Source organism: Pleurocapsa sp. PCC 7327 (assembly GCF_000317025.1).
Taxonomy (GTDB): Bacteria; Cyanobacteriota; Cyanobacteriia; order Cyanobacteriales; family Microcystaceae; genus Hydrococcus.
Map to the genome: position 1 here is coordinate 3,632,090 of NC_019689.1, position 23,490 is coordinate 3,655,579.

General features: G+C 44.2%; 18 protein-coding genes, 3 tRNA genes and 2 pseudogenes. 5 read left to right on the forward strand and 18 right to left on the reverse strand.

Annotated features, from left to right (window positions below; all coding sequences use genetic code 11):
• Positions 1 to 34: 34 nt before the first annotated feature.
• A complete protein-coding gene (locus PLE7327_RS16255; RefSeq protein ID WP_015144892.1) occupies positions 35 to 1,402 on the forward strand; it encodes a hypothetical protein in 1,368 nt (455 codons plus the stop codon).
• On the opposite strand, the gene tgt is transcribed toward PLE7327_RS16255, so the two are convergent.
• On the reverse strand, positions 1,399 to 2,505 hold the full coding sequence (tgt, locus tag PLE7327_RS16260; protein WP_015144893.1) for a tRNA guanosine(34) transglycosylase Tgt: 1,107 nt from the start codon (positions 2,503 to 2,505) through the stop codon (positions 1,399 to 1,401). The two genes, PLE7327_RS16255 and tgt, sit on opposite strands and share 4 nt — an antisense overlap.
• A gap of 89 nt (positions 2,506 to 2,594) precedes the next feature.
• Positions 2,595 to 3,053 (reverse strand): hypothetical protein, encoded by a 459-nt coding sequence (locus PLE7327_RS16265; protein WP_015144894.1) that lies wholly within the window; start codon positions 3,051 to 3,053, stop codon positions 2,595 to 2,597.
• 144 nt (positions 3,054 to 3,197) lie between these two features.
• On the opposite strand from PLE7327_RS16265, the gene cobS reads away from it, so the two are divergent.
• Positions 3,198 to 3,989 (forward strand): adenosylcobinamide-GDP ribazoletransferase, encoded by a 792-nt coding sequence (cobS, locus tag PLE7327_RS16270; protein WP_015144895.1) that lies wholly within the window; start codon positions 3,198 to 3,200, stop codon positions 3,987 to 3,989.
• 29 nt (positions 3,990 to 4,018) lie between these two features.
• Here the strand turns inward: cobS and PLE7327_RS16275 are convergent, their stop codons facing one another.
• The 10 genes from PLE7327_RS16275 to asnS all read right to left on the reverse strand — a co-directional run bounded on the left by PLE7327_RS16275 (position 4,019) and on the right by asnS (position 17,396).
• On the reverse strand, positions 4,019 to 4,474 hold the full coding sequence (locus tag PLE7327_RS16275) for a PPC domain-containing protein (RefSeq protein WP_015144896.1): 456 nt from the start codon (positions 4,472 to 4,474) through the stop codon (positions 4,019 to 4,021).
• A 581-nt stretch (positions 4,475 to 5,055) separates the two neighbouring features.
• Positions 5,056 to 5,865 carry a phosphate ABC transporter ATP-binding protein PstB gene (gene pstB, locus PLE7327_RS16280; RefSeq protein ID WP_015144897.1) on the reverse strand — a complete coding sequence of 270 codons (810 nt, stop codon included), beginning with the start codon at positions 5,863 to 5,865 and terminating at the stop codon, positions 5,056 to 5,058.
• A gap of 72 nt (positions 5,866 to 5,937) precedes the next feature.
• Entirely contained in the window at positions 5,938 to 6,858 is a 921-nt protein-coding gene (gene pstA / locus PLE7327_RS16285) for a phosphate ABC transporter permease PstA (RefSeq protein ID WP_015144898.1), read from the reverse strand.
• Entirely contained in the window at positions 6,855 to 7,787 is a 933-nt protein-coding gene (gene pstC / locus PLE7327_RS16290) for a phosphate ABC transporter permease subunit PstC (RefSeq protein WP_041393452.1), read from the reverse strand. The genes pstA and pstC overlap by 4 nt, the downstream gene beginning before the upstream one ends.
• A gap of 76 nt (positions 7,788 to 7,863) precedes the next feature.
• Positions 7,864 to 8,952 (reverse strand): PstS family phosphate ABC transporter substrate-binding protein, encoded by a 1,089-nt coding sequence (locus PLE7327_RS16295; protein ID WP_041392247.1) that lies wholly within the window; start codon positions 8,950 to 8,952, stop codon positions 7,864 to 7,866.
• Between the two features lie 486 nt (positions 8,953 to 9,438).
• Positions 9,439 to 10,458, reverse strand: coding sequence for a PstS family phosphate ABC transporter substrate-binding protein (locus PLE7327_RS16300; RefSeq protein WP_015144901.1), 1,020 nt, complete (start codon positions 10,456 to 10,458; stop codon positions 9,439 to 9,441).
• 171 nt (positions 10,459 to 10,629) lie between these two features.
• Positions 10,630 to 11,790 carry an 8-amino-7-oxononanoate synthase gene (gene bioF / locus PLE7327_RS16305; protein WP_015144902.1) on the reverse strand — a complete coding sequence of 387 codons (1,161 nt, stop codon included), beginning with the start codon at positions 11,788 to 11,790 and terminating at the stop codon, positions 10,630 to 10,632.
• Positions 11,791 to 11,958: 168 nt separating this feature from the next.
• Positions 11,959 to 13,053 carry a metallophosphoesterase gene (locus tag PLE7327_RS16310; RefSeq protein WP_015144903.1) on the reverse strand — a complete coding sequence of 365 codons (1,095 nt, stop codon included), beginning with the start codon at positions 13,051 to 13,053 and terminating at the stop codon, positions 11,959 to 11,961.
• Positions 13,054 to 13,342: 289 nt separating this feature from the next.
• The gene (locus PLE7327_RS16315) at positions 13,343 to 15,769 is read right to left on the reverse strand and encodes a WD40 repeat domain-containing protein (RefSeq protein WP_015144904.1); all 2,427 of its coding nucleotides are present in this window, start codon (positions 15,767 to 15,769) and stop codon (positions 13,343 to 13,345) included.
• 235 nt (positions 15,770 to 16,004) lie between these two features.
• The gene (gene asnS / locus PLE7327_RS16320) at positions 16,005 to 17,396 is read right to left on the reverse strand and encodes an asparagine--tRNA ligase (RefSeq protein WP_015144905.1); all 1,392 of its coding nucleotides are present in this window, start codon (positions 17,394 to 17,396) and stop codon (positions 16,005 to 16,007) included.
• 245 nt (positions 17,397 to 17,641) lie between these two features.
• Between asnS and PLE7327_RS16325 the strand changes: the two genes are divergently transcribed.
• Complete coding sequence (locus PLE7327_RS16325; RefSeq protein WP_015144906.1) at positions 17,642 to 17,794, forward strand: hypothetical protein; 153 nt, start codon at positions 17,642 to 17,644, stop codon at positions 17,792 to 17,794.
• Positions 17,795 to 18,010: 216 nt separating this feature from the next.
• Here PLE7327_RS16325 and rpoD read toward each other — a convergent pair whose 3' ends face one another.
• From rpoD to PLE7327_RS16345, 4 genes are all read right to left on the reverse strand, one after another.
• Positions 18,011 to 19,135 carry an RNA polymerase sigma factor RpoD gene (gene rpoD, locus PLE7327_RS16330; RefSeq protein ID WP_015144907.1) on the reverse strand — a complete coding sequence of 375 codons (1,125 nt, stop codon included), beginning with the start codon at positions 19,133 to 19,135 and terminating at the stop codon, positions 18,011 to 18,013.
• 843 nt (positions 19,136 to 19,978) lie between these two features.
• On the reverse strand, positions 19,979 to 20,653 hold the full coding sequence (locus PLE7327_RS16335) for a polysaccharide deacetylase family protein (protein ID WP_015144908.1): 675 nt from the start codon (positions 20,651 to 20,653) through the stop codon (positions 19,979 to 19,981).
• A gap of 99 nt (positions 20,654 to 20,752) precedes the next feature.
• Positions 20,753 to 20,824: transfer RNA gene (locus PLE7327_RS16340), tRNA-Thr, on the reverse strand.
• A 24-nt stretch (positions 20,825 to 20,848) separates the two neighbouring features.
• A tRNA-Tyr gene (locus PLE7327_RS16345) sits at positions 20,849 to 20,933 on the reverse strand.
• Between the two features lie 573 nt (positions 20,934 to 21,506).
• On the opposite strand from PLE7327_RS16345, the pseudogene PLE7327_RS26675 reads away from it, so the two are divergent.
• Both PLE7327_RS26675 and PLE7327_RS26680 read left to right on the forward strand, forming a co-directional pair.
• A pseudogene (locus tag PLE7327_RS26675) lies at positions 21,507 to 21,770 on the forward strand (zinc ribbon domain-containing protein); the annotation flags it as partial.
• 45 nt (positions 21,771 to 21,815) lie between these two features.
• Positions 21,816 to 22,492: pseudogene (locus PLE7327_RS26680) on the forward strand (hypothetical protein); the annotation flags it as partial.
• Between the two features lie 232 nt (positions 22,493 to 22,724).
• Here PLE7327_RS26680 and PLE7327_RS16365 read toward each other — a convergent pair.
• Both PLE7327_RS16365 and PLE7327_RS16370 read right to left on the reverse strand, forming a co-directional pair.
• A complete protein-coding gene (locus PLE7327_RS16365) occupies positions 22,725 to 22,907 on the reverse strand; it encodes a DUF2949 domain-containing protein (RefSeq protein WP_015144909.1) in 183 nt (60 codons plus the stop codon).
• 374 nt (positions 22,908 to 23,281) lie between these two features.
• Positions 23,282 to 23,355: transfer RNA gene (locus PLE7327_RS16370), tRNA-Val, on the reverse strand.
• Positions 23,356 to 23,490: the final 135 nt, after the last annotated feature.

The following is a 23,490-nucleotide window of genomic DNA, read 5'->3' on the forward strand; positions in this document are numbered from 1 at the left end:
AATTTACAGCATCACACAGACAATAAGAGAACTGATGGCAATTCACCATAGATTCAAGAATCGGGCAAAATTATCTCCTCAAATTCGTAGAGAAAGCAGACAGCACCTATTACAAAAGTTAGTAGTTTTTGGGATTTTGGTAGCAATAAGCTTGGGATTGCTAGTTTTTGACAGATCGATATTTGTATTTTCTGACAATCTTCCGTTAAAAGAGAAAGAGCGCGCCGAACCATTGAAGTTAGTCCCTGCACGGTTCGAGTCGAGTAACAGTAGAGTCGGTCGTCTCTTAAGCCAGCAGGAACGCCAAGCGATCGCGCAAATTTTAGGACAACCCTTATCAACAGATCCCGATCCAGCATTCGATCGAACGCCCAAGTTTATCTTACACGATACGTCGGGCGAACTGAGCGATGGCACAATTGAGAGGATGAAACAGCAAGCGCGAGGTCCGATGGGCAATGGAATTGCCGCCTACGTATCTAGGGAAGGTAAAGTGACGATCGCGCGATCGATGTTCTTCAACCAGCGCCGTCCGACAGCAACCGTTTATGAAAAGGCAGCCGACATTCTACCCGAAACCGTTCGCAATCGGGAAATTCGCCGAGTCTGGAGTGCCACCGCAGCATCGATAAGACAAGCAGCGCTCAAAAATTTGGTGGCAGCGCTAAATTTGAACGAACCCTCTCTCGCTAACCGAGCGAGTATTTGGCTTAATGCACCTTCCGAGCAAGCCTTTGAAGCGCTAAAAGCCCGTTCTTCAACTAACTTGGACGGGGGGAAGACGACGGGATTGTGGACGGTTGCCCAGATCTGTGATGGCGTTCTCAACGATAGCGAGAATGCCGCTCGCATGGCTAGTTCGTCTGGGACGGCCGCGACCCTCAAAAACGCTTGTCAAAAACTAAATCCCGTACTCAGCGAAAATCGAAAGAGGGTCGCCTCATCCACCCACGTCGAAATTCTCCAAAAGCGAGGGTCTGAGTGCTGGGTAACAAATGCACAAGTGAGAGCATACAATCAAAATGTGCCAGATAGCTTAAAAATTCAAGCCAATCGAGTCGTTCCTCTGGAAACCTTAGATCGACCTGCTTATACTGACGAACAGTACGAACAAATCGCTCGCCTGTACCTGCAAGCTGCCCTGCAAGCAGGTCAGTTTCCCGAAATTACGACTCACTACTGGGTAGACCAAGGCGAGTTCGGACGAATAGGCACTCATTGCGATCCCAGGGGCTTTGACCTAATGCACCTCTACCGCCAAATTAGCCTGGCTTTGGGGCATCCCCAAAAGACGCGCTACGGAATCGAGCCACAATATGGCATACATCCAGAAAAAGGCGACAATGTTTGGTGGACTGAAGCGGTCTTGGGGAAACTCCCGTCCGATACCGATTCAATTTAACGGTCGTCTAACCAGCTGCCAAACTCTTCAACAAAGCGATCGCGCAAGATTGCCTCGCGAATTTGTTGCGTAAAGCGTACCAATTCGCTGATATTGTGCAAAGACAGTAAGATATAGCCGAGCATTTCCCGCGACTTAACCAGATGGTTGAGGTAAGCCCGACTGAAATTCTGGCAGGTATAGCAGGGACAAGTCGGATCGAGGGGGGTAAAATCTTCCCGAAACTGGGCATTTTTGAGATTTAGGCGCTCTCCTCGAACTAATGCTGCCCCGTGACGACCAAAGCGAGTCGGAATCACGCAGTCAAATAAATCGATTCCAGAGGCGATCGCTACTACCATCTCTTTATAAGTTCCCACTCCCATCAGATAGCGAGGTTTTTCTGGCGGCAGCATGGGAGCTGTTATCCGAACGATTTTATGGATTAGTTCCGGTTCTTCGCCTACACTCACGCCGCCAATGGCATATCCGGGTAAGTCCAACTTAACTAGAGATTCCGCAGCAGCACAGCGCAAGTCTGGATAAATTCCTCCCTGAACGATGCCAAAAAGGGCTTGTTCTTGCGGGCGTTGATGGGCGTTGAGGCAGCGTTCCAGCCAACGGTAAGTCCGTTCCGTTGCTGCGACGACTTCCTCGTGCGCCGCACCAGCAGGCGGACATTCATCGAATGCCATAATCACATCTGCACCCAAGGCATTCTGGATTTGAATCGAACGTTCTGGAGTGAGTTGGATAATGCGTCCATCCCTGGGAGAGCGAAATGTCACGCCAGATTCATCGATTTGGCGGAGTTCGCTCAAGCTAAATACCTGAAACCCTCCCGAATCGGTCAGAATTGGACCCTGCCATCCCATGAACTCGTGCAATCCTCCTGCCTTCTCTACAATCGCTTCTCCGGGTTGTAGGTGCAGGTGATAGGTATTAGCCAGTATCATCTGTGCCCCAGTCGTTTGTATTTGTGCTGGGGTCAATCCCTTAACTGTTGCCAGCGTTCCCACCGGCATAAATCGAGGCGTTTCTACGCAACCGTGCGGCGTATGCCAAATTCCCGCTCTTGCTCCCGTTTGACGACAGGAGGCACGACATTCAAAGGAAAATCCCACTTAATCTGTTACCAGTTACCGGTTACTGGTTATTAATTACTATTATTAACTATACTACCTAACATTTTAGTGTTTGCTGGTCGCTGAATTTAAAACGGGCAATCGTCGTCTTCATCATCGAGTTGTACGTCCCACCTGGCTGAAAGGACTTGCGCGACCATAGCTTCGAGGGTAGCTGCATCAATATTGCTCGTAACTTCTGGATCTTGCAAAGTGTTGGCAACAGGAATGAGGCGCAGTTGGCGATTGTCTTGAATGAGATCGAAGTAGGTTTCTTTTTCTAACGATTGATGAAGCTGTAAATAGTCAAAACTTAAAACGTTAAGATATAGCTTGCGGTTGGCTACGAGTGTGGCTCGATCTGGATCGACAAAAACTTCTAGAACCCATCCTTCTCCTTCGCTTTGTAGCTGACCGTCTAGAGTATGAATGTAACGAACGCGACCCAAATCGCTAAGTAAACGTTGTATGTCGGCTTTATTGACAATCGTACCGGAATCGATAATGCAAGGGGCGGGTAGGTGGTGCGCGGATTGTTCCTGACTCATAGGAAATAGCCTTTAATGGTAATTGTCTTGACAGCCCAAGGGGGGAATTCTATGCATATCCCGATCTTGAATCCGGTAAGCTACGACACAATCTTAGCCCAAGATGTCCTGACTGTTTCTTAAAGTTTTAGATAAAGATAATTTATGAAGGGAGTGGATTGGAAAATCATATCGCGCTGGCGAGAACGACAAACAACCTCTTTTTTTGGTGCTGTTACCTTTTATACCATAATACGGCTCCCAAAAAACTGGCAGCTAGAATTTCGACGGATTGCTCGTTGGGCGCCTTGCATTGGGTCGATCGTAGGAGGATTGTTAGGGCTAGCTGACGGGGTTTTGCAGCGACTGGGATTTTCAGTCTTAACTCGTAGCGTTTTGATTATTACTCTTTGGATTGCACTGACGGGAGGACTTCACCTCGATGGCGCGATGGATGCAGCTGATGGGTTGGCTGTTGGCGATCGCGATCGCCGACTAGAGGTCATGAAAGATAGTGCGACGGGAGCTTTTGGCGTAATGGCAGCCCTCGTCGTATTGGCGATCAAAACGGCGGCTTTGTATGATTTGGAGTCTTACCGCTGGCTGGGATTGATGGGTGCTGCTGGATGGGGACGTTGGGGACAAGTAGCCGCGATCGCCTTTTATCCTTATCTCAGACCGACAGGAAAAGGAGCCTTTCATAAACAAAGTCTGCGCCTGCCCCAAGATCTTCTATTCGGTCTTGTCTTTTTATTGAGTCTTGGCGGACTTCCCTACTTACTCGACCCTCATCAATGGTGGCTGGGATTGGGAATGACGGTGGTTGGAGGCGCGATCGCGCTTTTATCCGGTTTCTGGTTCTATCGCCAGTTTGGCGGACACACGGGCGATACTTACGGCGCAGTTGTCGAGTGGACGGAAGCGCTATCGCTTTGCTTTTTTACTGTCTTTTTCTAACAGCAGCTTTTTCTTCTAACTTACGACTTTTACTTCACTGGTCGCAAGCGAGTCATTTTTAGCTTAAAATTGCCGCTTCCCGTTTCTCCAAAGGCGCGAACGCGAATGATGTAGTTTCCCGTCTCTGTAATTCGCGCAAACAGAAGCGAATTTGTCGATCCATCCGGTCCGTCGTCATTTTCTGCTACCGTCGAACCGTCGGCGGCAAGCAGGACGATAATGCTATCAAAATCATCGGAAGTTAGGTCGATCGCTACCTGATCTCCCTCTTCTAGCTGCACGAAATAATCGCGAGCAAACCCTCCTTCGCCTGTGGGGATATCTCGCTCGGTAAGCTTATCGGAGATTTCGGAATTGGTGGGCATGGGAAGCGGATTATATAGCTTCTCCTGTGCCTTCACTGGCACGGTTTTCAGTCCTATCAGTAGTGAAAGCGTCCCAAATACTAAGGGCAAATGCCAACGATTGACGCAGAGGATAGCCATACACAATTCGGTCGCTCGATCTTAAACCTATTCATTTTGACACTCCCACCGATAAATTGGGGGATTCTTGCTTTATCGGGTAAGGCGCGCTTAAAATCATCTTTGATTCCGAGCAACGTCCAGATTTCCCTCGGCAAGCTACTATTTAACGTCCACTGGCTGTCCGACAGCAGACAAAAAATTTAACTTTCCTTTCTTCAGACTATATCGCGACAGATACTTAAACGCCAGACGCACGTTCCAGCAACGTGTCCTCCCCTGTTACTAAGTATTTTTTCTTAGTTTGACTTTCTGACTACTGAGAATCACTAATTTTGCCTCTCGTGGCACTCATGGATGCGTTGATTTGTTCATTGTACCACGTCTGACCGTTATTCACGAGGCTCTTAAAGAGCCGTTCACCTTCTATCAAGTGTCCGAGGGGCGGGAGAAGATAGAATTATATCGTTTTGAGAAATTCCTGCTATAAATCACCCTTTTCCCACACCTCTCACTCTTTTATCTCTCATCTTCTGCAAGGATTTACAGAAATTGATTTTAGGTTCTTCTTATTGACTTATAGCAAGATAACTTGGCTAAAATCAACCAAAACGACCGCTGACGTAATCTCTAGTCGCTTCTTGGATGGGATTTTGGAAAATTGTTTCAGTTCGGTCATATTCGACCAAATAACCAACTTTTCCTCCCTTGGGAGTAGCTTCTGCATTATAGAAAGCCGTGTAATCGGATACCCGTGACGCTTGTTGCATGTTGTGGGTGACGATGATGATGGTATATTGCTGTTTCAACTCGTGAATTAACTCTTCCACCTTTAAAGTAGAAATGGGGTCTAGGGCGGAACAGGGTTCGTCCATTAAAATGACTTCCGGTTGAATCGCGATCGCTCTGGCAATACATAAGCGTTGCTGCTGTCCGCCTGAGAGGGCAAGTCCGCTTTCTTTGAGCTTATCTTTAACTTCATCCCATAGGGCAGCTTTGCGCAGAGAATCCTCGACTAACTCGTCCATATTGCCTTGATAACCGTTAATCCGCGCGCCAAACGCAATATTTTCATAAATAGACTTAGGAAATGGATTCGGCTTCTGAAATACCATGCCAATGCGGCTGCGCAACGCCACGGGATCGACTTTTTTGTCATACATATCGCGTCCGCGAAAGGTAATTTTCCCTTCAACCCTTGCCCCTGGAATTAAGTCGTTCATGCGGTTAAAGCAGCGCAGAATCGTACTTTTTCCACATCCAGAAGGTCCGATAAACGCAACGACTTTGTTTTCTGGTATGTCGAGGGAAGTATCGCGAACGGCTAAATTAGAACCATAGTATACAGAAACATTCTGAACTCTTATAATCGCTTCGGTGATGACATTAGTAGAAGAAGAATCGGATAGCATAAGATTGAGCCAAAACTAATAGATGAGAAATAAATTCTAAATTTCTAAGTTAAAAGTTCCCAATTAATGAATTCAAACTCGCTTTTGGAACTTATTGCGTAAAATAATTGCTGTGGCATTCATTGCCAACAAAACAACCATCAAAACGATAATTCCCGCTGCTGCATTCACATGAAATTCTTTTTGGGGACGAGAAACCCAGTTAAAGATTTGAATGGGTAGTACGGTAAAAGAACTCTGTAAATTCTCTGGTAAAAATGAGACGAAGGTCAGCGCGCCAATAGTAATCAGAGGAGCTGTTTCTCCAATTGCCCGTGCCAAAGCCAGAATTGTTCCCGTTAAAATCCCTGGGAGAGCCACTGGAAAAATATGCTCGCGGATTACTTGCCAGCGAGTCGCGCCCAAGGCGAAACCTGCTAGTCGCAAGCTGTTAGGAACGGCACGTAATGATTCGCGGGTTGTGACGATGATAATCGGCAGTACCAACAAGGCGATCGTGAGAGAACCTGCCAGAATACTCCGCCCTCCCGTAATGGGTGCCATTACCCGAACGAAAAATCCTAACCCTAACAATCCATAGATAATGGAAGGAACCCCGGCTAAGTTAGCAATATTGATTTCAATGACCTTGGCTAAAAAGCTATCTCGCGCAAATTCTTCCAAATAAATTCCCGCCCCAACTCCGATGGGAAAAGCCAATAGCGCTACCAACCCTAACATCCAAACGGTTCCTGCTAGGGCAGATAAAATGCCTGCCTGTTCCGGTCTGCGGGAGGGAAAACTGCTTAGAAACGTCCAATTGAGGCGAGGTAAACCATCAATAAAGGTATCCAATAGTAAAACTGCTAATACGGCTAGCGATACAAATGTCGCCACCCAAACCAGGATTTCAAAAAACCGATCCACTCCATAGCGTTGGGCGCGATCGCTCTGAAAAAGCTCTTGGTCTTGCTGGCTTTTTCCTGAAAACAATCGAGTATTTGGACGTGTCATTCGTACTTCTCCCGGAAACGGCGAACGAACCAAAAGCTAAAAATATTGAGTGCCAGGGTGATGAGGAACAGGGTCATACCCACGGCAAAAATGGTCTTATAAGCGAGGGATCCTGCTGGCGTATCTCCCAAACTGACCTGCACGATAAAGGCTGTCATTGTCATTACGGGCACGAAGGGATTTAGTCCCAATCGAGGATTTTGACCGGCAGCGATGGTCACGATCATTGTTTCCCCAATTGCCCTAGAGATGGCTAAAATGAGCGAAGCGACAATTCCTGAAAGAGCGGCTGGCAAGACGACGGCAAGAATGGTTTCTCGCTTGGTTGCTCCCAGGGCATAAGCTCCCTCGCGCAAGCTGCGAGGAACGGCATAGATAGCGTCTTCACTTAAAGAAGCGACTAATGGAGTGATAGAAATTCCTAAAACTAGCCCGGCACTTAGGGCATTGAATCCCTGCAAACCGGGGATAAAGTTTTGCAATAAAGGAGTGACAAATAGTAAGGCAAAGTAGCCATAAACAACTGTGGGCACGCCCGCTAAAATTTCTAGACCGGGTTTGAGCCACTTACGTACCTGGGGACTAGCATACTCGCTTAAGCAAATAGCAGCTAGCAAGCCTAACGGTAAAGCGATCGCAATGGCAATAACGGAAGTCAGAAATGTCGCACTAATCAGGACGAAAATCCCAAATTGAGCGTTAGCAAACAGGGGAGTCCATTGCTTGTCGGTTAAAAACTTCCACAAGGGAACCGCTTGGAAAAACTCAATCGTCTCAAAGATTAGCGTCAGGACAATCCCGATGGTGGTAGCGATAGAAACCAAGGCAAACAAAGCAAAAATTGCTTTGACAGCTAATTCCATCCGTTCGCTCAATTGCCGCCGAGGTTGCCACAGGTTCGATCTAGACAACGGTAATTCTAAAGTCATAACGTGATAGATAAGGGGTGAAAGGCGAAAGGGAAAGGCTCCCTTGCCCTCCAAGTTAATAGCGTCTTGTTACTTTTTACTTCTCTTTTGCCAGAATATCTGCAAGTTTCACGCCTACTGCGGGTTCTCCGCCAAAGACGGTGCCTATTTTAGTAGTTTCTAAGCGCTCTTTTACTACTGCGAGAATATCATCGGGAAGCGGCACGTAGCCAGTCTCTTTAATCAGACCTTTATTGGCTGGATCGATCTGAAATTGAGCAAACGCTTTAACCGCAGGTTTGTCAAGGGAAGTTTTCTTGACGTAAATAAATTCTGGACGAGACAAAGGTTTGTAGCTACCGTCAGCAATCGTCGTTTCGCTTGGTTCTACGCAATTGCCATCCCCGCTATCGATCGCGACTAGCTTCAGTCTATCTTTGTTTTCTTCGAAGTAAGCATAACCGAAGAAGCCAAGACCGCCTTCATCGGAGGCTACCCCTTGAACGATTGTGTTGTCATCTTCGCTTGCGGTGAAGTCGCCTCGACTTTCGCCTTCTTCACCCACAATAGCAGCCGTAAAGTAGTCGTATGTACCGGAGTCAGTGCCTGCACCATACAAACCAAGACGTTTATTGGGAAAGCCTTCTCTAATTTGATTCCAGTTAGTGACTTTGCCTTGGGCAGCGGGTTCCCACATCTTCTTGAGTTCCTCTACTTTTAAGCAAGTTGCATAGTCGTTTGCCGGATTGACCACTACCGATAGACCGTCAAAAGCGACGGGGAGTTCGACATATTCAATGCCATTTTTCTGACATAGTTCGATTTCTTCTTTTTTGATCGGACGAGAAGCATTGGAAATATCGGTTTCTCCAGCACAGAATTTCTTAAACCCACCGCCAGTTCCAGATACTCCAACCGTCACTCTCACGTTGGGATTTGCCTTCATAAACTCTTCTGCCATCGCCTCCGAGATCGGAAAAACGGTGCTAGAACCGTCAACTAATACTGCACCGCTTAGGTTAGAAGCGGCAGGTTGACTGCTTTCTTGAGTTCCTGAGGGACTTGAGGTGGAATCAGGAGTGGTGGTAGTTTGATTTCCTCCGCCGCAGGCGGCTAAAGTTAAAGCTAATCCGATAGATGATAAACGAATGGAAAGCTGGCGTTTAGTTTTCTTAGAAAGGGTCATAAAGTTTTCTTCAGATGACGCATTTTTCAGGCAAGGCATGTTTTTGTAAATTCGTAACTTAAAAAACCTTATTGATTTTACGACACAGCCTAACTCTTGTTGGTAAACAAGAGGTTAAGAAAATTGCTTTGGATGTTAAGATTTTTTGGGGATTTGTTTAAATAGCTCAAATTAAACTTGTACTTTTGTCGTTAGCTTGAAGAACAATTAATCGTCTATTGGTAAAGCGTAGTCTCTAAAGAAAAGGTTGGAATATGCTATCAAAACTAGATTTTCTATTTGGAATCTTGTTGTCAACTTTTGATTTCTAAAAAATTAGAAAAGTTTTTGAGGCGGAGTTAACATTTAACTTTCTCTCGATCTTGTCTAGACAACTGGGTCCACTTCAATCGATAGCTAGCTAAGAGAAAAGAAAAAAGCCGTCAATTCTTTTCTGAGAGGCAGTTGACGTTTGACAGCGAGTGAAAATTATTTTAGTCTGTTAGCTCACTCTAATCGTTTCTCTCTCTTGAGCAGTTCCTGAAGCGTTAACTTTTCAGAATGTCCGGCAAAAGCAGTCCCGACTTTACGACTCTGGAAATGGTCAAGAGCAAACGTATATGCTTCATCGGATAAGGGTACATAACCTACTACCTTAGCCAGATTTTCAGCATTGACGAGATAGAATTGAACGAAGTTCTGCAATCCTGGCTTCTCTTCTAGCAACTTAGCATTCACATAGATGAACAGCGGGCGAGCAAGAGATTGATACTCACCTTTAAGTACTGTCTCGCTTGAAGGCAATACAGGACCTCTGCCTTCGTCAATGGCTACTGCCTTAAGTAGGGTTTGGCTTTCCTCATAATAAGCATAGCCAAAGTAGCCCAGACCATTGGGATCGTTCCTGACTCGTCGCATTAACTCGTAGTCATCCTCGCTGGCGGTATAATCATTCCGACTGGCTCCTACTTTACCGACGACTATCTCGGTAAAGTAATCAAACGTCCCAGAATCTCGACCTGCACCATATAGATTGAGAGGTTTGTCGGGCCACTCAGGACGAATCTGATTCCAACGGGTAATTTTTCCCTGTGCTGCTGGTTCCCATATTTTTTTCAGTTCTTCTAGGGTAAGGCTCTGTGCCCAAGTATTGGAAGGATGTACGACTATTGTTAGGGCATCATAGGCAACTGGCAATTCAAGGTACTTTACTTGATTGGCTTTACAAGCTTCTATCTCCTTATTTACGATCGGACGAGACGCATTGTTTATATCTGTTTCACCTGCACAAAATTTTCTAAACCCACCTCCCGTACCAGAGAAAGCAACTGTAATCTCAGGAGCATCGCTGCGTTCAAATTGATACTCTTTGACGACTTCATCGGTCAAGGGGAAAACGGTACTGGAACCATCAATAACGATGGGCTGTTGCTGGATTTGAGAGGTTGATGTTGGCGGTACGCTACAGCCTGTCACCAGAGTAGAAAAACTCAGGGCGATCGCCCACCCACAAACTTTTATATTCATTGTTTTATCTCCTTATTCCCATCAAGGAGTGTTTTCTATATATTTCAAATAAATTTGATACATTAGGTCAAGTAAAAGCTTATGGTTTGATAAAAATCTTAATATTTTGGTGCCGCGATCGCTCCTGCCCAAGATGTTTTTGTAATTTTAATATCAAAAATTTTTGTTAATTTAATCTGCAAGTATTGATGTAATTGATATTACTAACTGCTGAATCTGGTTAGGTTCGTGAGTTGCCATAACTGAGAAGCGAATGCGGCTGGTGGGAACTGTGGGAGGGCGAATGGCTGGGGCAAAAATTCCCCTTTCTTTGAGTTGTTTGGCTAGCGTTAATGCTTCAGCAGGCGTAGCTAAACCAAGACAAATAATCGGCGATTCGGAAGGCAATAAATTTAGTCCAGCTAGTTGCTGTTTTAGGAAATTAACATTGCGCCACAATTGTTGACGGCGATCGCGATCGGTTTGCACAATTTCAATAGCTGCTAATGCTGCTGCTGTATCGGCGGGAGAAAGCCCTGTAGTATAAATCCAACTGGGGGCGCGATTGCGTAAAAAATCAATGAGGGTTGCCGAACCCGCAACATATCCTCCCAAACTCCCCAAGGCTTTACTCAGCGTCCCTATTTGAATGAGTTCTTTCCCCGTGCAACCGAAGTGTTCTACACATCCCGCACCCGTTTTTCCCATAACTCCGGTAGCATGGGCTTCATCAATTAAAACCATGCAGTCAAAGGCTTCTGCTAGAGATAATAATTGGGGCAGGGGACACAAATCGCCGTCCATACTAAAAACGCTATCACTCACAATTAAACAGCGACGATATTGTTGGCGATATTGCTGTAATTTTGTTTCTAAATCTGCCAGATTACAATGAGAATAATCGATAACTTTTGCGCCGCTTAGTTTGGCTCCATTTTTTAAGCTGGAGTGATTGTATTGGTCAGAAAAAATCACGTCGCGCCGTCCGACTAAGGCGGGAATTGTTCCTATATTTGCAAGATAGCCAGAACTAAAAACTAGCGCATCTTCTGTTTGTTTTAAAGACGCGATCGCGCTTTCTAATTTCTCGTGCAATTCTCGATGTCCGCTCAATAATCGAGAACCCGTGCTACCCGTTCCTAATTCTTTTATCGCTTCTATTGATGCTTGAATTAAGCGCTCGTCTCCTGCTAGTCCTAAATAATCATTACTGGCAAAATTAATCAGCGATCGTCCTTCTAAATTTACAATTGTTCCCGGACGACCATAAATTTTTTTTACCGAACGATACCAATCTGCACGATGAATTATTTCCAGAGATTCTTTAATCCAATCATAAGGATTTGAGGACATATTTTGTCATATCAATAATCGGAGTATAAATCTTTCTTTCTCTTAAGCTTTATTCAGTTAATCCTACTATTTAAGTCGTTTTGGCTCGCAAACTGAATTGCTTAATAATAGATAGCACTTTGCGTCTTTGTGTGCGCCTATCATCCCCTAGTTGTGCGACGCTATAAATTAAATTAACAACGTTGCATGATTATCAATTAAATCTGGAATTCCATTCCCATTAGTAGCGCTGAATTGTTGAAAGTAATGACGAACTAATGGCGGAAAATCAACAAAATCAAAAACTGCATCGCCCGCTGCAATATCTGCCCAGAAATAGCGTAACTGAGGGACTAATTTTTCTGCTTCTTCCATTGATAAATTCAAAGGATGTCCGGTTAGTAATCTTATCATAAAAGGATAAGAGCGATCGCCCATCCATTTTCGGGAAATTTTTGCTAAATCTTCCCATCCCGGTAGAGATTTTAGACGATGAGATTCTATTTTTAACTCCCAATTTCCCCCTCTTTTGGCTTGCATTTCCAAGATACGATAGGGGTGAGGATAGCTGACCAAAGATCCAGTCGTAATCTCATAAATTCCCTCTTCATAAGCTACATCTTGAACGTGTAAATGCCCGCTAAAAATTAGCTTGATGCCCGCTTCTTGAAGTATTTGTAGCAAAATAGGAGCATTGTCAAGCATATAACGCTTGCCAAGTTCGTGGCGAGATTGCCCTGGTAAATGTTCGATTACGTTGTGATGAATCATTACCAATACTAATTTATCTCGAACATCTGGAAGCAATTTTTCCAACCATGCTAATTGTTCCTCATCTAAACATCCTAATTGCTTGCCATGAGAATCGAATTGATTAGAATTAAGGGCAATTAATTGAACCCCTGGTAAAATTTCACAAGTATAGTAATGTTGTTGAGAATTCTGATAGCCAAGCTGACGGTAACAGAGGGGAAAATCTTGAAATCCAATTGACTGTTCTGTTGGCAATAAAGTTGGGATGTCGTGATTGCCAGGAACGACATAGACGGGAAAAGGCAAAGTTTCTAGGCGTTGTTGCAGCCATTGATGATTTTCTGGTTCTCCATCTTGGGTTAAATCCCCTGGAAGTAAGAGAAAATCGAGATTTATTTGTTCTAGATGCTCTAATACAACCTCTAAAGCAGGAATACTGACTTCTACTAGATGAAAACGGTTGGAACGATTCCAGATAGTTTGGGGAACAGCAATATGGGGATCGCTGATAATTGCAAAACGAAAATTCATCGCGAATATAAGAACGCAAAATTGCTTAAGAACTTTTAACTATTGGCCAGTATATTAGCGTAGCGTGTCTCAGGCAAATTCTATTAAGATTGTTTTATTGCTAATTCAGCTCAGTCATAAATTATTGTTATTTAGTCGGATTTGATATAAATTTCTGACAAAAACATTTTATTCGTCAAGAAATAAATTTCTTGGCGAATCGAAAAAGTCCACTTAAGTGGACTTTTTCGATTAGCTTGGGAATTGATTCCCAAGTGAAAGTTTAGCTAGAATTTACTTAGCTCGATCGCTAAAAGGTTCGCCAAATTTTGAGAGTTTTGTCTTCGCTGCCGCTGACTAGAGTTTGTCCGTCTGGACTGATGGCAAGGACGCTGACGGATTCTTGATGTCCTTTGAGCGTTTGCAGCAATTTTCCCGTATTCAGATCCCAGACTTTGATAGTTTTATCATGGCAAGCAGCGATCGCGTACTGGCTATCGGGAGCGATCGCGATCGCGCGAATTGTCCCCGAATGTCCTTTAAAAGTATGCAGGAGTTTGCCCGTCCCTATCTCCCAAAGTTTGATAGTTGCGTCGTCGCCACCGCTGAGGAGCATTTGTCCGTCAGGACTGACGGCAAGGGCTTTTACGCCACCATCGTGTCCGCTAAGCGTGTGTAGTAACTCTCCGGCAGATAAATTCCAAATTCTAATCGTTTTGTCTTTACTACCGCTGATCAGCGTTAGACCATCCGGGCTAACTGCCAGAGAATACACCCACTCTTTATGTCCAAAAAGCGTAAGAAATGACTCTCCCGTCTGTAAATCCCAGAGTTTGATTTTATGGCTACCACTGGCGAGGAATTGCTTGTTTTCACTCTGCCAAACACCGATCGCCAGAGAATGAATGGCTTGTTTGTGACCAAATAGAGTGCGATGGAGTTTTCCCGTTTGCAAGTTCCAAATTTTGATCTGACTTCTCTCGGCAGTTTTATCGCTACTCGCTAGCGTCTGTCCGTCGGGACTAAAGGCGACTGTTAAAACTTTCCCCGCATGTCCGCCGAGTTTGTGACTCGAAGATAGTCGATCGCTTCCCTTATCCAAGTACCATAACTCCAGCGTGCTACTATTAACCTCGCTAACTAATTTTGGCTCGTCAGAACCAATGGCTAGCGAGGATACTTTCCCAGAAATTCCTTTCACCGTATGGCACAGAGCAAACTTAACCCGCTTGCTTGCCTGAGTTATCTGTTTGCAGGGAACAATTGCGTTTAGGAGATTTTCTACCTGAGTTGCGCCCGACTCATCTCCCAGGAGCGACAAACAGGCTTTAAGGCTTTCGAGGTAGTCTCTGTCTTCGCTAGTTAAGGTAGTTGGGATAGTTTCTGGGGTAGATAATTGAGGTAAATGGTGCTGTTGCAGCCACAACTGTAGCGAGTAATCCACTTGTTCTCTAAACAAAGATTTGTCGGGGAAAGAAGCAAGACTGAGCGCAAGTTTCAAAGCTAATTCGGGAATGTCTTTAGGTCGTTCGTTTGCTAAGGCTTTAAAAATCTCTCGATAGATTAAAACTGTCGTGCGGACGATTTCGTCAATGGATAATCGATCTGCGATCGCCCCTCTTAATTGAGGCAGCCATTCGGATAAATTTGGGGGAGTATTGTAGTGGATAAGATAGTGAATGTCTGCTATCCAGCCCGCTATTAAACAATTACAGATACTCAAAAATTGACATAATGCTTCAACATCTTTGCGATCGATTTGATAAGAAAAGTTTAGCTCTCTCAAATCGATACCAGCCGCTTGTAAAGCTTCTGCTTCTTCTAAAAGATCGAGATTGACAGTGTTGTTTCCTCCTAGACGCTTAACTTCTTCTCTGGTTTTTCCCAGGGCGAGAAGTTTCTGGCGTGTTTCTTTCCATCGCAAAGCTCTCGCTTTTGCCGACTCTTGTAGAAACGTTTTGTAAGGCAGTTTAAAAATAGTTGCATAGCAATATTTTTCCTGCTCAAATCCCCAATACGCTATGCGAAAATTAAGAAATTCTCTCTCAATTTCTGACTCGATAATTAAAGTCGGTTCTGACTTTAGCACTCCAAAGATTGCCTTAATATTTGCTTCTCCATAAACGCCGCGATCGCTCCACGCTCCTCCTAAAAATTCTGTCGGTCTAACCTGAGAGTGTAGCGAATAGTTTTGGCTGAGAAATTCTCGCAGTTCCTGAGCTAGGATTGATTCGATTTCTCGCGTTCCTAGACTAGTTTCTTTGCTTTCTAAGTATATTTTAGGAGACGCGAGAATCACTCGTAATGGAGTAGGACTGCGATCGCCAATAGATTCTAAAAGTTGGGAGGGAAATAATCGTAGGGGCCAATGTTCTAGTGTTTTTTGCAGTTCGGGAAGTTTTAGCGTCGTTTCTTGGACGCGATCGGCAATTTTTGAAAATACTTCGTTATCTCGACCGAACGATTGTTGTTGTAGAGTTTTGTCTCTGTTAAAAGAGGATTGCCAATCTAAATTTTTTAACTCAATACTTGAAGTAAAATTTACAATAGCCTCTCGAAGATAACTCGCTTGCTTTTCTCTAATTCCCAATGAGTTTAATACCAGTTCGGTGCGCTCTTTTTGTCTGTTTGTTAGTTCTTCTTGTAGGCTACTTAGTAGCGTATTCGTCCCCGTATAAACTAAAGTTGAAAAGATAGGCTTAGCAACTTGAATGAATAAGTTAAACCATTGCTCCATAAATTTTTTCTTGAGCCAAGAAGGAGTTAATCTCTTGAGAAGTTATTCTTGCATTAGAATCTAGGTTCATCTCAACAATATATACAATAGAATTCTACTTGTCTGCGACCGTAGCTTCTCAAACTCGCTTTAGACCAGATATAGTTGCTAAATATTAAACCGCAGTAAGTTAGCTCCCAAGGTTATGGAAGATTAAAATTTTGGTTAGCATTTGGATAAGAAATTCGCGTCAGTTTTAAAACTCCGCATTTAAAGGAGTGCGAGGGAAAGGAATGACATCGCGAATATTGCCCATTCCTGTCATAAACTGTATCACTCTTTCAAATCCCAATCCGAATCCGGCATGAGGAACGGTTCCAAAGCGACGCAAGTCTAGATACCACCACAAATCTTTTTCCGGCATTCCTAGTTCTTTAATGCGTTTTTCTAAAACATCTAGTCGTTCTTCCCGTTGAGAACCGCCGATAATTTCTCCAACTTTTGGCACTAAAACATCCATGGCGGCAACGGTTTTGCCATCATCATTCAAGCGCATGTAAAAGGCTTTAATAGAAGTCGGATAATCTGTCACGATGACGGGTTTTTTAAACAGTTCTTCTGCCAAATAGCGTTCGTGTTCTGACTGTAAATCGACTCCCCACTCAACGGGATATTCAAACTGACGATCGCTCTTCTCTAATAACTTAACCGCTTCGGTGTAAGTTATACATGCGAACTCATTGTTGATAATATTATCTGCCGTTGCCAGCACGGTGTTATCGATGCGCTGGTTGAAGAATTCCATGTCTTCGGGGCAGTTGTCGAGGACGGATTTGAAGATATATTTTAAGAAAGCTTCTGCTAACTCGCGATCGCCTTTTAAGTCACAGAATGCCATTTCCGGTTCTACCATCCAAAACTCTGCCAAATGGCGGGAAGTATTAGAATTCTCGGCGCGGAAAGTCGGTCCAAAAGTATAAACTTTCTGGAATGCCATTGCCATGACTTCTGCTTCTAACTGTCCGCTGACGGTTAAATAGGCACGCCGTCCAAAAAAATCTTGAGCGAAATCAATTTCTTGTTTGTCCGTGCGAGGAAGGTCGTTTAAATTTAAGCTAGTGACGGTAAATAACTCTCCCGCACCTTCGCAGTCGCTTGCCGTAATAATGGGCGTATGAACCCACAAAAATCCCCTTTCCTGAAAGAATTGATGAATAGCTCTAGAGCAAGCGTTGCGGACTCGCATGACGGCACCCATCGTATTGGTGCGCGATCGCAAATGTCCGATAGTACGCAAAAATTCAAAGGAGTGGCGTTTCTTTTGCAGGGGATAGGTTTCGGGTTCTGACTCTCCGTAAATTTTTATAGAAGACGTTTCCAGTTCGATTCGCTGCCCTTTTCCTGGCGAAGGGACGAGTATCCCGGAGACTTCGACAGATGCGCCCGTATTCAACTTTTTGAGAGATTCTTCATAATTGGGGACATCGGGATTGAGAATGACCTGTAAATTTGCCATTGAGGAACCATCGTTGACCTCGATAAAAGCAAACCCCTTCAATTCCCGCTTGGTACGCACCCAACCCTGAATCGTTACTGATTCGTCTGGTTGACCATTTTTCAATACTTCCCCAATCCGTCGAGTCATCATGTTTTTTTGCGATCGCTAATGAGTCACTAAACTAAGCGGCTACTTCTCATCCGCACTTTTTTAGTTTAATCGCTATCTTGCCTGAGTTTGGAACCCATTAGAGACAAACTCGATGAGAGTCTTTCGCCAATCAATAATTATAAGTAAAATTTATAGTAATTGGGTCTCAGATTGTTGCAGCTTTCCGGAATTTTAGTTACAGTTATTAACATAATGCTTTACAAAACGTAATTTAAAGGGGAATTATGGAGAACGAAAATCGCAACGAGTTCAAATTCGGCTTCACTCCCGGCGCTGAAAATTGGAACGGTCGCCTAGCCATGATCGGTTTTGCAGCTGCTCTAATTATCGAGTTAGTTTCCGGTAAAGGCGTGTTGCACTTCTGGGGTTTGATGTAGTTTCTAACGCAATCGCCCTTCGTCAATCTCAATCAAATAATCTTACTAAAATAACTGGGTATCCTCATGCAAAGGAAACCCAGTTTTTTTAGGACAGGGATTAGTCAATCTAATTCGCAATTCAAAATTGCCAATTCGCAATTAGAGTCCGACAATTGCGAATTGCGAACTATCAATTGTCAATTGCTTAGGGCATACCTTACCCCTGCCATTCGTTTAGCGGATATATTCTTTAAGAATACTGTTGCGATTGGGGTGACGCAGTTTGCGTAACGCCTTTGCCTCAATTTGGCGAATCCGTTCGCGGGTAACGTTGAAGATTTGTCCGATTTCTTCAAGCGTCTTCATCCGTCCGTCATCTAACCCATAACGCAGTCGCAGCACGTCCCGTTCGCGGGGACTGAGAGTGTCGAGGACGTTTTCTAAATCTTCGCGCAACAAATTTTTGGAGACTTCATCTTCAGGGGTTTCGCCGTCTGCTTCGATAAAGTCTCCAAGTCGAGAATCTTCTTCTTTACCAATAGGGGTTTCCAGGGAAATAGGCAGCTGAGCCGATTTAGCAATAAACCGCAATTTCTCGATAGTCATTTCCATTCTGGTGGCGATTTCTTCCTCAGTCGGCTTGCGGCGCATTTCCTGAGAGAGAATCTTAGTGGTTTTCTTGATGCGGGAGATGGTTTCGTAGAGGTGAACTGGGAGGCGAATGGTGCGGGATTGATCGGCGATCGCGCGCGTAATTGCCTGCCGAATCCACCAAGTCGCATAGGTAGAGAATTTATAACCTTTCTCGTGATCGAACTTTTCGGCAGCCCTAATCAATCCGAGCGATCCTTCCTGGATTAAATCCTGGAAAGATAAACCGCGATTCATATATTTTTTCGCAATAGAAACTACTAGACGCAGGTTAGACTGCACCATTTTGTCTTTTGCTCTTCTGCCCAGGTAGAGGCGGCGTTGAAACGCGGGCAATTCCATTTCCACAGCCTCTGCCCATTCGCGATTGTTGGGGAAGCGACCCAAGCGCTTTCTGAGTTGCTCGTAAATGCGTTCTAATTCCAGCAAATCGGCGATTTTGCGAGCCAATTCAATCTCTTCTTCGGCTCTTAAGAGACGAATACGACCGATTTCTTGTAAATAGACGCGAATTGAGTCTTCTGTATAGGGTTTCTTTTTACTTGTCTCGCGACGGCGAGAGCTACCCCTTACTTTCCTGTCTTCAGGTTCAGCAATAGCGTCTTCTAAGTCCTCCATCTTATCGCCATCGAGGTCTTCTTCTATGAAGGGTTCCCAATCCGTTTGAGGCTCAGTAATAGTTGCAAGTACTTCGTTGGCCTGCGTCATGCCGTTTTCCTCTTACTCCTGCTGTGCAAAACGAGAAGATTTCTTGGTTAGTTTAACTTAATAAGTTTTAGGTGTTTAAGGCGAGATTAGCTTTCTGGTTTGGCTCGACACGTTTCCTGACTTTTGTCGGAAAGGTTCGCCATCTATCGCCATCCTGCAAGACTTTGCTAGGATAACAATCTTCTGCCTTCGAGAAAATTGTAAGCCTTCCCGATTGTAGCTTCGATTACAACAAAATGGTTGGGGCTTTTGATTAAATTGCAAAAGAACAAAGCAACTTTTGCTATGATTGAACTTTTTTCCTCGAACGCATTCATTATTCTGGCTTTCCTCAGAAAACTACCAGGTTGTAATTGCGGGTAGACTATTTTGTTTTAGTCTTGAACCCCTGATTTTATAGCTTAGCTTACAATCCTTGAAAACAGGATTGAGAGATTTTTTTCTCTCGATCGAGTTTATAGGCTAATAAGCTAAGCATAAGACAACCTAGCTGACCTTGACACTCTTATATAGATGAGCTAATAGCCAACAGTCTCGATCCTTAAGCAGGCGAGCTACTTTTTTGTAGTCTCAAAATCTTCAGCTATTGTAATTAATTTCACGTCAAAGTGCAGCTAAAACCAATAAAAAACAACTTAATTGTTTTGTTATGAATAGTGCATATGTACCAGTAAGGATTTGTTAAGATAACTGAATCGTTACCTTACCTAAAGTTTAAATTTTCTGTTGAGAAGCATTGATAAATTTTGTAAAAAAATTTAGGATTTGAAGTTGAAACGTTACTCGCTATCAGATTTTATATATAAATTAAGTAAGCGATCGTTGTCGATCTTGCGAAAGTTCTTAAGGATGCTTCTGCCGCCAAAGTTCGTCAATGGTTACGAAACGATAACCTTTTTGTAAGAGACGGGGAATTAAATTAGCAGCGATCGCGCTTACGTCCTGTCCGCCACAATAACCGTCGTGCAGAACAATTATGGAGCCATTGCGGACGTTCGCCATAACTCGGTTGCTAGCAACAGCAATGCCGGGACGCACCCAGTCCTCTGGCACCACAGACCACATCACCGGACGATAATTGTTTTGGTGTAAAAGCTGTAGAACTTTAGGAGTAAATAAACCGTTGGGAGGTCGAACGTCGCAGACGCGATCGCGATCGATCTGACAAGCATTGGCGATCGCGGTTTGCGTTTTCTGCAAGCTTTGTTTGAGTTCGTCTGGGGTTAGCAAAGGAAAAGAGCGATGGTGATACCCATGCAGTCCGATCCAGTGACCGCGTTGATGAATTTCTTTGGCAAGGGAGGGATTTCTGTCTACACAAACGCCCAACAAAAAAAAACTTGCCTCGATCTGGTATTCGTCTAAAACTTTTAGAAGTTGAGGAGTGTATTCGGGATGGGGACCGTCATCGAAGGTGAGAGCAATTGTCGGTGAAGCTTCATCGCCATTCCAGAGGCAGGTAGGAAAGGTTGGTTTGAGAATCCGATACAAAATCGGATAGAGAGGAGCCAATTGCATCAGAGCTTATTTCATCGGATGAGGCGCGATAATTCTACATCATCCTTATATATGCTAACAAGATAAGGGCAAGGCATGACCCGAACAATTGACGATAGAAGCCCGTGACGAGGATTGAACTCGTGACCTCACCCTTACCAAGGGTGTGCTCTACCACTGAGCTACACGGGCATTTTAAGCTTTATTTATATATTGTGGTGGGCCGGGCTGGATTTGAACCAGCGTAGGCATAGCCAGCGGATTTACAGTCCGCCCCCATTAACCACTCGGGCACCGACCCATTAATGTCACGATTAATCATCATAGCACAACTTTCATCTCAATAAAAACTTTTTTGCCCAATCCTCAAAAATCAGGATTGTCAGCTTCGCGATCGACGCGAGCATCTTCACTAGATTGTTATTCCCACTCGGCAACTTTAGCTTCGTTTATTAAAGTGCATTGGTAAGCGTGCAAAGTTCAAAACGGTGAAGCTCAAGGCATTGACCGAGGTTTGTACCATCTGGCAACCACCTCAGACGGTCAGTTCTTTAGCTCAAACAAAGTTCGTGCTACGCCAAGACGGTATTTGTACAATTGGCGCAAGTTGCAGCAAAAAGGTACTCGAAGCGCGAAGCGTCGCCTAGGGGCGATGTCAGGCAAAGAGAAGCGGTTCATGGGCGACGTTAACTATTGTGCAACCAAGAAGCTTGCTAGACAGCCTGATTACACAGTTTTTGTGTTGGAAGATTTGTCGGCCCTTCGCACTCAAAGGCGAGGTAAAAAGCTCAATAAGTAGCTCTCTAGCTGGAGCTTCTATCAGTTTGAGCAATTCCTTTCGTATAAGGCTGAGGCGCTTGGCAAACGAGTTGTCTTTGTCGATGCTCGGTATACCAGTCAGAAATGTTCTCGGTGTGGGCATGGCAGTAGCGCCAACCGGAAAAAGTCTCGATTCTATTGTGGCTCTTGCGGCTACACGGCACATGCAGATCTAAACGCTGCGGTGAATGTGCGAGATAACGACATTCTTTCCCTTGCTCAAATCGAGACGGGGGAACAGGGATCAGTCAATGCTCCTCATGGTTCGGGGACTCTCGGTTCCCAGAGCCAAGCCGCATCCGCTTGTCGGTGCGGTTAGTTGACCCAACCAGATTGTCTTTATAAGAGAAAAAAGATAGCAGCGATCGCTTCCGTTCAGTTTGGAGAAGATCGCGGTCTTGTCGATAGCATCTTCTTTACTGGAGAGGAAAAAGATGGCGGTACTGAGTTTGCCTTAGAATTGGAAACTAATACTCTTCATGCTGTGCCTTGGTTGGGACGGGCGGCTTGGGAAAATGTTACTGAAATCGACACTGGTACTACAGATAAAGTAGCATTATTGGTTGGCGACGATCGCGAAGGTGCGCCTTTATTAATGTATGTCGGGAAAAAGATCCTAGCGAAGAGGCTGATTTCTTAGCTCGTAACGGTTTGAGCAATGGCAAACTTTATACTTGGGTTCCCGATGAAGGGGCAGATACCCCAACTTTTACTCTTGAAGGTGGTCAAAATGTTATTACCGGGGATGAAGGCGCAGACCAATTCTGGATTGCGGTAGCCGAAATTCCCGAATCAGCTAACACCATTACTGATTTTGAATCGGGCGTGGATGTTTTGGGGATTATTGGCTTGGGAATTGGTTTTGAAGACCTCAGTCTTACCCAAGATGGGGATAAGACCTTAATTGCTACTGGTGAGAAAGATTTAGCTATTCTGCTTGGTGTGGAAGTAGATAGTCTGAGTTCGGACAATTTTGTTTTTGTTTTTAACCTCAAGTTCTACTTGGGTTTGAGGCTTTTTTGGGGGTGTTTTTTTATCTAAGTCCCGTTAAGTAAATGACGCGATCGCCAAATCCGATCTGAAATCTTCCTGATTTCTCAAATGCTTTGGAAGGATGGAAGATGGCGATCGCCTAGATCCCAAATGGGTTCTATATATGCATATGCCAGCCATTTTAGAAAAAGGTGTCTGGCGGTTTTGAATATCCAGTTCTTAATGTAAAGGTTCATGTATCTTTCTCAGAAATCTCTAATCTCTTAATAATTTCTTTTGATTACGCCGTCTCCAGCCAATCATCAAAAATTTGTTCTAACTGTCCTAGATCGATTAGTCCATACTGCCACAGGAGCATCGTTAGCTGATTGGGAGCCTGTTGGACTTTAGAGATGGCTAAAGCGATCGCCGATGCCGGAATTTTCAGTTCCTCTTGTAAAAAATGAATTAACTTTTTCTGCATGGCTTTATTGACCAAGGTTTCTTCTTACTAAGATAGAGCGGCTCCTCGTTTTTGTAAACTTATGTAAATTATTTTAAGATTCTGATGACTCAAAACATTTTTGTATTATTTCTCCAATCCACCGCTCACATAAACTTAATTCTAGCTGCGACGGCTGCCTGTAGATCTTCACGGCGATCGCCAACATATAAACAATCAGTAGGCTCATTCGTGAGAGGTTAAGAAAACTATGCTTTAGTCATCAGCTTTTCCTTTGTTGTAAGCTACGCTGAAATGGTACAAATATCGATAACAAGGAAGCGATCGCTTTCGTCTCTAAGACATTGACAAATAATGTGGTGACAGAATTTTCCTATTGCAGTTTATATAACCTATGGACGTAACTGGACTCGAACCAGTGACCTCTACGATGTCAACGTAGCGCTCTAACCAACTGAGCTATACGTCCGCACGATTTTTTATCATAACACAATAACTACTTATAGGGACAAATTTTTTAGTTAATTTCAACACAGAGTGCTTCACTTTAAAAACTGTCTCTAAAGATCGCGCGATCGAGCAGGGTTTGCTACAATAGCATGCG